Source organism: Myxococcus guangdongensis (genome assembly GCF_024198255.1).
GTDB classification, from domain to species: Bacteria; Myxococcota; Myxococcia; order Myxococcales; family Myxococcaceae; genus Myxococcus; species Myxococcus guangdongensis.
This window is the reverse complement of sequence record NZ_JAJVKW010000012.1, coordinates 232451-244882: the sequence shown is the minus strand read 5'-3', so window position 1 is coordinate 244882 and position 12432 is coordinate 232451. Positions and strand designations below refer to the sequence as shown.

10 protein-coding genes are annotated in these 12432 nt (G+C 71.7%); 7 read left to right on the top strand and 3 right to left on the bottom strand.

All coding sequences use genetic code 11. The features are described from left to right. Positions 1 to 103: 103 nt before the first annotated feature. Entirely contained in the window at positions 104 to 1486 is a 1383-nt protein-coding gene (locus LXT21_RS32355; RefSeq protein WP_254042067.1) for an FAD-binding oxidoreductase, read from the bottom strand. A 504-nt stretch (positions 1487 to 1990) separates the two neighbouring features. On the opposite strand from LXT21_RS32355, the gene LXT21_RS32350 reads away from it, so the two are divergent. The 6 genes from LXT21_RS32350 to LXT21_RS32325 all read left to right on the top strand — a co-directional run bounded on the left by LXT21_RS32350 (position 1991) and on the right by LXT21_RS32325 (position 6599). Continuing rightward, positions 1991 to 2746, top strand: coding sequence for an SAM-dependent methyltransferase (locus tag LXT21_RS32350; RefSeq protein WP_254042066.1), 756 nt, complete (start codon positions 1991 to 1993; stop codon positions 2744 to 2746). 193 nt (positions 2747 to 2939) lie between these two features. Then, positions 2940 to 3221: a hypothetical protein gene (locus LXT21_RS32345; protein WP_254042065.1), complete on the top strand. Its 282-nt coding sequence runs from the start codon at positions 2940 to 2942 to the stop codon at positions 3219 to 3221. Positions 3222 to 3235: 14 nt separating this feature from the next. Beyond that, positions 3236 to 3664 carry a DUF4326 domain-containing protein gene (locus LXT21_RS32340; protein ID WP_254042064.1) on the top strand — a complete coding sequence of 143 codons (429 nt, stop codon included), beginning with the start codon at positions 3236 to 3238 and terminating at the stop codon, positions 3662 to 3664. A gap of 210 nt (positions 3665 to 3874) precedes the next feature. Then, positions 3875 to 4270: a hypothetical protein gene (locus tag LXT21_RS32335; RefSeq protein WP_254042063.1), complete on the top strand. Its 396-nt coding sequence runs from the start codon at positions 3875 to 3877 to the stop codon at positions 4268 to 4270. A gap of 62 nt (positions 4271 to 4332) precedes the next feature. Beyond that, the gene (locus LXT21_RS32330; RefSeq protein ID WP_254042062.1) at positions 4333 to 5952 is read left to right on the top strand and encodes a sigma 54-interacting transcriptional regulator; all 1620 of its coding nucleotides are present in this window, start codon (positions 4333 to 4335) and stop codon (positions 5950 to 5952) included. Positions 5953 to 6029: 77 nt separating this feature from the next. Beyond that, positions 6030 to 6599, top strand: a complete 570-nt coding sequence (locus LXT21_RS32325) for a hypothetical protein (RefSeq protein WP_254042061.1) — start codon at positions 6030 to 6032, stop codon at positions 6597 to 6599. Between the two features lie 8 nt (positions 6600 to 6607). On the opposite strand, the gene LXT21_RS32320 is transcribed toward LXT21_RS32325, so the two are convergent. Then, the gene (locus LXT21_RS32320) at positions 6608 to 10276 is read right to left on the bottom strand and encodes a protein kinase domain-containing protein (RefSeq protein WP_254042060.1); all 3669 of its coding nucleotides are present in this window, start codon (positions 10274 to 10276) and stop codon (positions 6608 to 6610) included. Positions 10277 to 10296: 20 nt separating this feature from the next. Next, positions 10297 to 11247, bottom strand: coding sequence for a DUF1152 domain-containing protein (locus tag LXT21_RS32315; RefSeq protein WP_254042059.1), 951 nt, complete (start codon positions 11245 to 11247; stop codon positions 10297 to 10299). A 78-nt stretch (positions 11248 to 11325) separates the two neighbouring features. Here LXT21_RS32315 and LXT21_RS32310 point away from each other — a divergent pair, with 78 nt between their 5' ends. After that, entirely contained in the window at positions 11326 to 12285 is a 960-nt protein-coding gene (locus LXT21_RS32310; protein ID WP_254042058.1) for an ornithine cyclodeaminase family protein, read from the top strand. Positions 12286 to 12432: the final 147 nt, after the last annotated feature.

Below are 12432 nucleotides of genomic sequence, written 5' to 3'. Positions count from 1 at the left end.
CATGCCCCCGAAAATACCCGGCCGTTTTCCTCCAGGGCTCCGCAACCCCACGTCATTCCAAGGGAAAGCGGGCCGGACACGCCCCGGGGCGCGGCAGGAAAACCTAGAGCACCTTGCCCGGATTGAGGATGCCGAGCGGGTCCATCGCGCCCTTGAGGCGGTGGTGCAGGCGCAGGCCCTCCTCGCCGAGCTGGCGCCCCAGGAAGGGCTGCTTCAGCGCTCCCACGCCGTGTTCTCCGGTGATGGTGCCGCCCAGGTCCAGCGCCGCGGCGAGGATGTCATCGAACGCGGCGCGCGCCCGGGTGAGCGCCGCCGGGTCCTGGCGGTCGAAGACGACGGTGGGGTGCATGTTCCCATCGCCCGCGTGGCCGAAGGTGCCCACGAGCACCCCGCGCTCGGCGGCGATGCGCTCGACGGCGGCGAGCAGGTCGGGGATTTTCGACAGCGGCACGCCCACGTCGTCCAGCAGCGTGGCGCCTTGTCGCTCGAGCGCGGGATAGGCGAGGCGGCGCGCGGTGAGCAGCAGCTCGCCCTCCGCTTCGTCTGAGGAGTGGGTGACGAAGGTCGCGCCCGCGGACGCGCAGGCCGCGGCCATGGTCTCGATCTCCGCCACGCCCTGCTCGCCTCCCGCGTCCGAGCGCGCCAGCAGGAACGCGGCCGCGTCCACGTCCAGGCCCAGCGGCTTGTACGCCTCCACCGCGCGGCAGGTGGCCTGGTCCATCAGCTCCAGCATGGACGGGCGCGTGCGGGCCATGATGTCCGTGACGGCCAGGCCCGCGCCCGCGAGCGTGGGGAAGGTGGCCACCAGCGTCGTCGCCTTGGGCGGCTTGGGGCGCAGGCGCAGCGTCGCCTCGGTGATGACGCCGAGCGTTCCCTCCGAGCCGACGAACAGCCGCGTCAAGTCGTAGCCCGCGACGTTCTTCACGGTGCGCCCGCCGGTGCGCACCACCGAGCCATCCGCGAGCACCACCTCCAGCCCCAGCACCGCGTCCCCCGTGACGCCGTACTTCACGCAGCACAGGCCGCCGGCGTTGGTGGCCAGGTTGCCGCCCAGGCTGGAGAACTCCCAGCTCGCGGGGTCCGGCGCGTACCAGAGCCCGTGCGCCGCCGCGGCCGCCTTCACCTCCGCGTTCAGCACCCCGGGCTGCACGACGGCGAGCATCCCCTTCGCGTCGACCTCCAGCACCCGGTTCAGCCGCATCAGCGACAACACGATGCAGCCGTCCACCGCGTTGGCTCCGCCGGACAGTCCCGAGCCCGCGCCCCGGGGCACCACCGGGACCCGGTGCGCCGAGGCGACCCGGAGCACCGCGCGCACGTCCTCCGTGCAGGTGGCGCGGACCAGGACACCAGGGGTCCCCGCGGGGGCCCACTCGGCCTGATCACGACGGTGTGCCTCCAGCACGTCCGCGTCGGTGACGAGGGCTTCGACGGGGAGCACCGCCGACAGCTCTCGCAACAGGGTTGCGTTCGTGTCCTTCGTCATGGAGTGACCTCACGGCCGCGTAACGATTTCTGAAGCCGAGGCGCCGTTTCCAACGATTTCTACAAAGCCGTAACGACTTCCTCGGCAAAAGCCCTTTCTCGAACGATTTCTAAACTCGGTGCCGCGGACCTGCCGCCGTCTTCGCCCCCCGAGCCGCGGACGACCTCTGGCACGAGCGGGCCACGGCGCCCTTCACGTCGCACCTCTCACCTCAGGACGTCAGCTTCATCAGCAACCGCTCCGAGCTGCCCGCGGGCGAGTACGCCACGCCACCCACCTCCTCCGCCGAGGAGCGCATTCGGGATGGCCACTGGGAGGCCCTTGCCAGACAGGCCTGAGCCCCAAGACCGCGCGACGAATGTCTCGACGCATGGCCCTCGCGCCCCTCTGCGCGGATGCGGTGGCCGCACACGTCCTCACGGCGCAACGCCTTGCATCCGCGTCACCGGGCTCGACACCCACCGAGCCCTCGCACCGGATTCGGCTAACCTCTGCCTCCAAGACATGGCCGAGGACGCCTCCACCCCGACGACATCCACCCGGCCCCAGGTCCCCCGACTGTCCTTCCCCCGGCTCCTGCTCGTGCGGCTCTGGAGCCTGTGGCTGGACGCGGTGAACCGGGCCGCGGACCTGGCCGTGCTCGTGTGGCGACCTCGCCTCCTCGGGCCCGCGCTGTCGCTGTGGCTGCGCGAGCTGCTCGTGTCGCCCTACCGGCCGCGTCGCTCCTTCGAGGTGGTTCGCCTCCTCCAGGCCAGCGGCCAGGACTTCGACGAGCTGATGTACGGCGAGACGCCCGTGCACACCGCCCTGCGCCTCTTCCAGAAGGCCGGGCTCACCGCCCACGGCCACCTGGTGGACCTGGGCGCTGGACGCGGCCGGGCCCTGCTCGCCGCGCGCTGGCTGGGGGCCCGGGCCACGGGCATCGAGCTGCTCGAGGAGCACGTCACCCTCGCCTCGGTCCCCCTGTCCCGAGCGGGCGCGGTGCTGCGCCAGGGCGACGCGGCCCTGGCCGACCTGGACGAGGCCACCCATGTCCTCGTCAACTGGACGGCCCTGGCCCCGGAGACGCGCACCCGACTCGTCGACCGGCTGCGCACCTGCCGCCCCGGCACTCGCGTCCTCACCGTCACCCGTCCCATCGAGGCTCCGGACTTCCCCCCGCGCGCCCGTCACCAGGGCCTGTTCACCTGGGGCCTGGAGCCTGTCTGGATTCACGAAGTCCTGGACTCCACCTCCCGGGTCCCGACTTCCACTCCGTGAGAATCCCTCTCCGGTCCGAGGGAGCGGGTGCACCCCACCCTGCAGTGGCTTCCTCTCGTGGGCCTTACTGTCTAGGCTCGCCGGTCCGATGCCGGGCGGAAGGACATTGGAGTGGTGCGTCCCCCCTTTTCCGTGCCGGATGACTCAGGTCCCCGGAAATCCCCCTTCCGGGGCCACACAGGAGCAGACTCAGATGAAGGCTTGGATGGCCGTGGCGATGCTGGCGGTGGTTCCCCTCGTCGGTTGCGGTGGTTCGCGTGAGCTCAACCGCGCGCGCGCCGAGACGAACGTGCTGAAGAAGACCACGGAGGAGCTGCGCTCGGAGAACGAGGCGCTGAAGACCAAGGTGACCGAGCTGGAGGGCGAGGTGGCCAGCGTCACCAAGGAGCGCGATGACCTGAAGGTCGCCGTCGAGCAGGCCGCCGCCGAGGCCGCCGCCGCTGCCCAGTCCGCCGGCAAGAAGCGCAAGAAGTAGTCGGGGACACGCCGATGACCGGGACGCGCACCCAGGCGGTCCATGTCCACGACGGCTGTGACGTGTACGTGGGCCGGGCCTTCCGCGCGTGGGCGAAGCCCAGCCCCACCAACCCCGTGCCCGGTCACTTCGGCAACCCCTTCAAGCCCGGTGGCGTCGGCACACCAGGCGCGATGTGGAAGAAGTACTTCGCCCCCTGGGTCGCCGCACTGCCGGAGGCGGAGCAGCAGCGCATCCACGAGGAGGCCCTCCATCGCATGGGGCCGGACGTGGACGCCTTCGAGTCGTTCCGCTGGTACCTGGAGCTGCGCTCCCGCCATGACGCCGCCTGGCACGAGGACGTGCTCGCCTTGCGCGGCAAGCGCCTGGGCTGCTGGTGCAAGCCCGGCCCCTGTCACGCCGACGTGCTGGTGTCCTGGCTGGACTCGCGCGCGAAGCGCTGAGGCCCCACGCCCGGTGTCGACACGTCGGGCTCGCGGTCCGACGTGTCGGCGGCCGTGTCGGCCCGTGTGTCGGAGGCCGTGTCGACAGGGGGCCTCCTCGGAGACGCGGACACGGGGCGCACGGCACACGCGCTGCACTGAGGGCAGGCACCGGAGGTGGATGCGCCTCCGGCCCACGGGACCCGTTCCCCCATTCCTCAGGAGTGCGTCATGCCCGAAGTGAGCGTCGAGAAGCCGAACCAGACGAAGCCCGGCCCCGAGTCCACCGAGAGCCTCACCGCCACCATCGTCAACCAGACCTCGGGCGACCTGGTGCTGGTGAAGTCCTCCACGGACGAGCAGTGGACGCTGCCGCCCCCGAGCGTCATCCCCGCGGGACAGTCCGGTCGCTTCACCAGCCCCGGCGACTTCAGCAATCCCGCCGCCGGCTTCGTCGTGTACCAGGCCTCCGCGGTGAACAACGCCACCTTCACGCTGAACTGGGACATCCCCTCGGTGGGCTCCAACAACTTCAGCTGGCCGACGAGCCCGGGGCTGGTCGCGAACCAGAGCGGCTCGCTGAGCGGCTGGAACATCTCCGCGTCCTGGTTCGTCAGCGCGGGCTGAGGCACGCGAGCGGGCCCGAGGGCCTCATGCTCCCGACTCGGCTAGCATGAGGCCCGGCCACCATGTCTCCGACGCTCGCCGATGTGTCCACCGCCGCCATGCCCCAACGCGGCGGAGGTCCGCAGGGGCCTCGTCTCGTGCCCGCGCTGACGCTCGTCTCCCACCCCGTGCCGGCGCGCGTGGGCGAGCGGCTCCGGCTGGATGCGCTGGTGGCGGGGCGCGAGGTGGCGCTGTCTCGCAACGCGCCCGACTTCACGCGTCCCGGGTCCGTGCTGGGGCAGCCGCTGAACGACCCGTTCATCAGTCGCAAGCCGTTGACGCTCGCTCCGGGCTCGAAGCCGGGGAGCGTGCGGCTGACGTGCACGGAGGGCGGCGAGCGCGTGGTCATCGCCGGCTCGGTGCTCGAGGGAACCTGGGAGTTGTCCGAGGCGGAGCTCGTCCAGGGTGTGCCGCTCGAGCTGGGTGGGCGCGTGGTGGTGCTGCTGCACCTGATGGATGCGGGGGATGACTCGGCCACGGGGGATGCGCTCGGCATGGTGGGCGAGAGCACGGGTGTGCGACGGCTGCGTCGGCACATCGAGCGGGTGGCGGACCTGGATGTGCCCGTGCTCATCCGAGGAGAGACAGGGACGGGCAAGGAGCGCGTGGCCCAGGCCATCCACCAACGCAGCCGTCGACGCGAGGGCCGCTTCCTCAGCGTCAACCTGGGCGCCATTCCGAAGGAGCTGGCCGCGGCGGAGTTGTTCGGCACGCAGAAGGGCGCGTACACGGGCGCGGCGCAGAGCCGTGATGGCTTCTTCCGCGCGGCGCATGGGGGCACGCTCTTCCTGGACGAAGTGGGCGAGGCGCCGCCCGAGGTCCAGGTGATGCTGTTGCGCGTGCTGGAGACGGGCGAGCTGTATCCCGTCGGAGGCACCACGCCCGTGGCCGTGGACGTGCGGCTGCTCGCCGCCACGGATGCGGACCTGGATGAGCGCATCCGTGATGGACGCTTCAAGGCGCCGCTGCTGCACAGGCTCGCGGGCTACGAGGTGCACGTGCCTCCGCTGCGCGAGCGGCGCGAGGATCTGGGCCGGCTCTTCTTCCACTTCGCGCGCGAGGAACTGGCGACGCTGGGGGAGTCGCATCGGCTCGACAACGAGGACGCGTATGCGGCGCCGTGGCTGCCCGCGCCGCTGGCGACCCGCCTGGTGCGCTTCCCCTGGCCGGGCAACATCCGTCAGCTCCGCAACCTCGCGAGGCAGCTCGTCATCGGCAGCCGTGGGGAGCCGACGCTCCAGGCCGAGCCTCGGCTGGAGCACGAGCTGGAGGTGGCCGCGGCCTCGACCCCTGGCGCACCGGTGTCTTCACCCGAGCCTGTCGCGGAGACTCGGACTCCGGTGACGCCGCGTCGCAAGGCTTCACAAGTGACGGAGCAGGAGCTGCTGGCCGCGCTGCGCGAACATGCATGGGACCTGAAGGCCACCGCCGAGGCGCTGGGCATTCCCAGGCCGTCGCTCTACGACCTCATCGACAAGAGCCCGAACCTGCGCACCGCGGGCGACCTGCGCCCGGACGAGATTGCTCGGGCATACGAGGCACACGGCGGTGACCTGGACGCGATGGCACGAGCGCTGGAGGTGTCTCGCAAGGCACTGGGCCGGCGCATGAAGGAGCTGGGCCTCACGCCTCGCGGTGAGTGACACGTTCCCACGCGACACGCGTGGCACGGTGCATGCTCTCTCCACGTGCATCGCGACATGTGTCGATGGGAGGGAACGTGAGGAACAGAAGCGGGGTGCTGGGAGTGTTGCTCGTGGCGGGCTGGGCGGCGTGTGCATCACGGACGCGTGAGCCAGTCAGCAACGCGTCGGAGTCGAATCAACAGCATGCACGGGCGGACGGCCTGCCCCGCTTGCAGCAGACCGATGGAGGCTGCGCGGTGGACCCGTGCATGGCGCAAGACGGGGGCTGCCTGGAGCTCCTCGTGGAGACCGGGGGCGCGGGGAAGCGGTTCGACCCGGGGCCCGGCTCGAAGGGCTGGACGCTGTGCTCCGGGCAGGGCATCGAAATCACCTCCGACCTGAGCAAGGACCTGTGCATCGACCTGCGCGATGTGCGCTCCTCCGCGGATGGAGGCGTCGTGGCCCTGACGAAGCTGCGCGGCAAGGGCTCGTGGTCCGCCCCCGACCTGCCCTCGGGCGAGTACTGCCTGAGCATCTGCAACGACACGGACGACCACTGCTCCCAGGGCTGCAAGAGCGCCGACTGCGTCACGGATGACCAGACCATCCGCGGCAACCTCGATGTCGTCACCAAGGTGCCCGAGCCCACCGAGGACCCGGACTGAAGTTCTCCTCACGGAGACTTCTCCACGGAGAGCACCGGGCCCCACCCACGCGTGAGGTGCGGATTGTCGCCGAGCGCGCGGGACAACATCTCGCGCGCCTCCACCTGGGCGAGTCCCGACTCCTCCGAGGCCAGGAGCGCTCCGGCTCGCATGGCCCGCGCTCGTGGCCACGTCGGCCTCACCGCGAGGACCTCTTCCGTGAGCACCCGTCCACGCTCCAGCCTCTTGGAATCACTCGCACCAGGCCGCTGCCCCCAGAGCAGACAGAAGCGCGCGAAGGCCAGACGATGCTCGGGCTGGGTCGGCTCCAGCGTGAGGGCCTGCTGGAACGCGTGGTCCACCTGCGTGAGCGACTCCGCGTCTCCCTTCGCCAGCGAATCCACGGCCAGCGCCTCGCCCAGCACCCGCCACGCCTGGGCCTGCTTCGGGTTCAGCTTCAGCGCGCGGCGCAGGGCCTGGACCGCCTCCGCCAGAACGGGCTCCACCGACTGTCCCCGCGTACTCCTCCACTCAGCCTCCGCCAGGAGCGCCGTGCCCAGGTTCATCCACGGCGGGGCCAGGTCCGGCACCTTCTCCAACGCGTCCTTCAGCGCGGCGCGGGCCGCCTTCACCTCGGCCTCGGGAGAGCGCCCCTCGAGCACTCGCATCCGCGCACGCCACGCGTGGACCTCCCCCACGTTGTTCTGTCCGTAGCCCTGGGCCGGCGCCAACGCGATGGCCTGCTCGAACGACTTCAGCGCCTCACGCAACGACGGCCCCGGGTCTCCCCCGCGCTCCCACGTGTCCTTCGCCTGCTCGAACCACACGGTGCCCAGACCGTTGTGCAGCGGAGGCAGCCTCGGGTTGATGGCCACGCCCCGCAGATACGCTTCATGGGCTCGCCTCAACGCCGGCCCCGGGTCCGCGCCCGAGTCCCGCTGCCTCGCGGCCCGGGCCAGCTGCACCTCGCCCTCGTAGAACCAAGGCACCACGTGCTCGGGATTGAGGGTCCGCGCGCGCTCCAGGGCCGCGACGGCCTTGTCCAGGTCCTCCCCGGGGCTCGGCGCCCGAGGATTCGTGGCGCGCGCGAGGTACTCGGTCCCCAGGTTGATCCACGCCTCGGGCCGCTTGGCATCCAGCCCGACCGCGCGCTCGTGCGAGTCGATGGCCCGCTGCCGATAGGGCAGCGAATCGCCCCCCACCCCGTCCTCGTAGTCCGCCCACACCCGGAACACCTGCCCATGGTCGGCGTGGAAGTCGTAGTCCCACGTCTCGGGGACCATGCGGTCGAAGGCGGCGACGGCCTCCCGCAACGAGTCCCGCGGGTCCAACCCCTTCTCCTGTCGCAGCCGGGCCCGCTGCCAGTGCACCAGGGCCAGCTCATGCAAGCCCTCCAGCCGCAGCGGCGACAACTCCATCGCCCGGCGCGCCGAGGCCAGGGCCTGGTCCAACAGCGGCTCCACCTCACCCCCCAGGCGGGCCTGGTGCTCGGCGAGGCGTCGATGGAAGCCCGCCTCCAGCTCATGGGCCTCCGCGTTGTCCGGCGCGAGCACGAGCGCCTGGGACACCGCCGCCATGCCCCGCTCGTAGTGAGGCGCCACCTCGCCCTGGCCATACAGCGCGAGCAACAACGCCCAGCCCTCCAGGCGCGCCCGCGCGAGAGACACGGCGGGCACGCTGCGACCGATGTCCGCCGCGCGCGCATAGGCCCGTCGTCCCTCCTCCAGGTCCGCGAGCGCGCCGTCCCGCTGCCCCGTGTTCCAGCGACTCGCGGCCCGCGTCACCAGGATGTCCCCGCGCAGCAACGGAGCCTCATGGAACCAGGGCAGCCGTGAGCCCGGCGCCTCCAGCCTCTCCAGCGCCTCGTCGTGACGGTCCTCCAGGAACGCGAGCAGCGCGGCCACATACTCCGGCGAGGGGACCTGGGCCCCTTCGCTCCGGCGCAGGAAGTCGCGCGCCGTCTCACCGAACCGACGGGTGGCGTCGTGGAGCCGCTTCGCGCGGGTCTTCTCGTCCCGGGTCCGCTCGGCGTCCAGCCGCGCGCGCTGGTACAGGTGGCTCAGGACCAGGGCCATCGAGTACGCCACGCGCGGCTCGGTGTTCCCCGCCCGCCACGCCGCGTCCAGGTGATGGTGCGCGAGCACGTCATCCCCGAGCGCGAGGTGGCCTCGCCCCAGCGCAGAGTGCCCCGGGCCATCGGCCATGGGCCCCGCCTCACGCATCGCGGCCTCCAGCTCGCGCATGCGCTCGCGCAGGGCCTCGCGGTCCGCGCGGGTGTCATGCACGGGAGCGATGCCCGTGTAGCGGGCCTGGGCCTCGATGCGCTCCACCTGCTCCGTGAAGCGGCGGGTCAGGGCCTCGCGCTGGGAGACCTCGCGACGGGCGAGCACCGCCTGCCCCAGGGCGAGCGACACCACGACGAGCGCCCCCGTCCCCAGCGCCACGGAGCGACGGTGCCTGCGCAGCCACTTGCGCGCGCGGTAGCCCGGGCCGGTGCGCGCGAGCACGGGCGCGCCGTCGAGGAAGCGCGACAGGTCCTCCGCCAGCTCGCGCGCCGAGCCGTATCGCAGGGAGCGGTCCTTCTCCAGGCACTTGAGGGTGATGGCCTCCAGGTCCACGGGGAGGTCCGCGTCCAGGGCCCGCGGAGGACGCGGCTCCACGGTGGCGATGTTGCCCAGCACCTCCAGCCCGTTCTCACCGGGGATGGGAGCGCGCCCCGTCAGCAGCGCGTAGAGCGTGGCGCCCAGGCTGTACACATCCGCGCGTCGGTCCAGCCGGGCGACCTCACCTCGGGCCTGCTCGGGCGACATGAAGTGCGGCGTGCCGAGCACGGTGCCCGTCGCGGTGGCCCCCTCCTTCCAGTCGCGCGCGAGCCCGAAGTCCATGACGTACACGGACAGCTCGCCGTCGGCGGAGCGCTCGACGAGGAGGTTGGAGGGCTTGATGTCGCGATGGATGAGCCCGGCGCGATGCGCGGCGTGTACACCCTCGGCGGCGTCGCGCAGGACGCGGGCCTTCTGCTCGACGCCGAGCGACTCCACTTGCGACTGCAGCGGCAACCCGTCCACGTAGCGCATGGCGATGTAGACGCGCCCCTGGACCTCGCCGACCTCGTACACCTCGCAGACCCGAGGGTGCGAGACCCGCGCCTGCGCACGGGCCTCCGAGACGAACCGACGCGTGAGCTCTGGCTCGTCCCCGCGCACGAACTTCAGCGCCACGTGACGATGAAGCCGCGCGTCCCACGCGAGGAACACGCGGCCCATCCCGCCCTGACCGAGGAAGCGCACGGGCGAGTAGCGCTCCCACCCCGGCACCGGGAACGCGGGCACGTCGGCGTCGGAGGTCCCTCGTCCGGGTGACACGTCGACGCCGAGTCTGTCCGAGGGACCGGGGCTCCCGCCTGGAAGGCCGGGCGTGTCGTCGGAGACGGGCGCATCGCCGGGGCGTCCGGGGACGACCTCCGCCGTGTCAGCGCCAGCCACGGGTGCCCCTGGCGTCACCGGTTCCCGCGCATCCCGGCCCATCCGCAGCAGGGACACATACGTGTCCTCGGAGAGCCGCCCTCGCGCCCGGAGCAACTCCAGCGGACGCTGTCCCAGCCGCACGGCCTCCGCGCGCAGCGCCTCCACCTCGTCGCGAGCGAGCACCCCCTCGGCGACGGCCTGCCGCAGCTGCGCTTCGTCCTGCTCACTCACGCTGGCGCACTCCTCGCGCGTCACACCGGGATGTCCATCCACGGCCGGATGGGACGCTCCTCGCGGAACTTCTCGATGATGAGGCCCATCTGCCACGGCGTCTGCGTGTCCGCGAGCGCCTCCAGGTACAGACACCTGCGCGCCACCGCCGACAAATCGAACGCCCAGTACATGCTCATCAACGGGTTGATCCACAGCGTGCTGCCCTGCGTCCGCACCGTGCGGTGCACGTCGCCGTACTCCCCCTCCAGCGCGGACACCACGGAGAGCGAGACGATGCTCGGGGCGCTCGGCATCCGCTCGCACGCGAACGACACCGCGTCCTTGTACCGGGCCACCTCCGGCATCGACTCCAGCAGCGCGGTGACGCCCAGGTAGCCCCCGTCCTTGCTGAGCGCGGCCACCGACTCCAGGAAGTGCGCGTGGCAGACGCCATGGTGCCGGTCCACGCCGAAGCCCAGACACACCACCAGCTTCGTCATCTCCGGCAGCGCGTGCACCGCGCCCAGGCTGGAGATGTCCTCCACCGGCGTGCCCAGTCCGACCTCATCCCCGCGCATCAGGATGTCCGTGCCCCCATCCACCAACACCACCGCGTCGAACCCGAGCTGTGAGTGCAGCGTGGCATAGGCCTTCCGCACCGGCGCCACGCCGCCCCGGTCCAGGCAGTAGATGGACACCTCCTCCCCCTGCCGCGCGAACCAGCGCGCCAGCCACCCCTCCGGGAAGTAGTGCTCCGGTCCCACCGTGGTGGAGTCCACGCGGACCACCCCAGGGGCCGTCCACTCCCCCTCCACGCGCTCCAGCCGCGTGAAGCTCAGGTTGGCCAGCGACACCGTCTTCCCCTGCGCGCGCAGCCGGAAGTACAGCGGCAGCCCGCTGAACACGTCGAAGCCTCCACCGCCCCCGGCGATGAGCACGTGGCGGGCGGAGGCGAGTCGCTCGAACAGCGGGGAAGTGCACAAGTCCACGGAAGAAGCTCCCTTCACCAGGCCCTGGAGCATCACCCACAGGGCGGCGTACCGACACCTCCGGTATATAGCGCCGCCATGTCCACCCTCATCCTCAGCGCGAAAGAGCTGCGCGGTCTCTACACCGTCGAGCTCGGACTCCAGGCCGTCGAGAAGGCCTTCCGGGCCCACGGCCGCGGCGAGTCCCTCATGCCGCCCAAGGTGTACCTCTCCCTGCCGCAGTACGACGGCGACTTCCGCGCCATGCCCGCGTTCCTCGACGGCGCGGCCGGCGTGAAGTGGGTCAACGCCCATCCCCAGAACCCCAAGAAGCACGGCCTGCCCACCGTGCGCGCCCTCTACATCCTCAGCGACCCGGACACCGCGTCCCCGCTCGCCATCCTCGACGGCACCTGGCTCACCGCGTGGCGCACCGGCTGCGCGGGCGGCGTCGCGTCCAAGTACCTGGCGAAGCCCAAGCCCCGCACGCTCGGGCTCGTCGGCTGTGGCGTGCAGGCCCGCGTCCTCATCGACGCGCACCGCGCCCTCTTCGGGGAGCTGGAGCTGCTGCTCGCCGATGCCTCCGACGCCGCCGCCAAGGCCCTCCAGTCCGAGAAGGGCGGCCGCGTGGTCAGCCTCCAGGAGGCCTCCGGCGCGGACATCGTCTGCACCTCCACGCCCTCGCGCACCCCGGTGGTGAAGCGCGAGTGGGTCAAGCCCGGCGCCCACATCAACGCCATGGGCGCGGATGCCCCCGGCAAGCAGGAGCTGGACCCGCGCATCCTCACCGAGGGCCGCGTCTTCATCGACGACACCGAGCAGGCCCTGCACTCCGGCGAGGTCAACGTCCCCCTGCATGACGGCGTGCTGCGCGCCGAGCAGATCGCCGGCACCCTCGGCGAAGTCGTGGCCGGCAAGAAGCCCGGCCGCTCCGGGGAGGAGATCAGCATCTTCGACTCCACCGGCCTCGCGCTGCAGGACGTGGCCCTCGCCCGCGCCCTCTACGACGTCGCCCGCGCGAAGGGCGTCGGCCAGACGCTCGACATCGTCGGCGGCTGAAGTCCCGCGTCTCCAGTCCCCGCGCGCGAGCAGACACCCTCGCGCGCGGGTGGGGCCCCCACGCGGGCGCGCCGCGGCCAGCACCTCACGTCGCGCGAAGCGGCCCCACCGCGAGGCCAACCCTCCCGCTCGAGCGCGCCGTCTTCA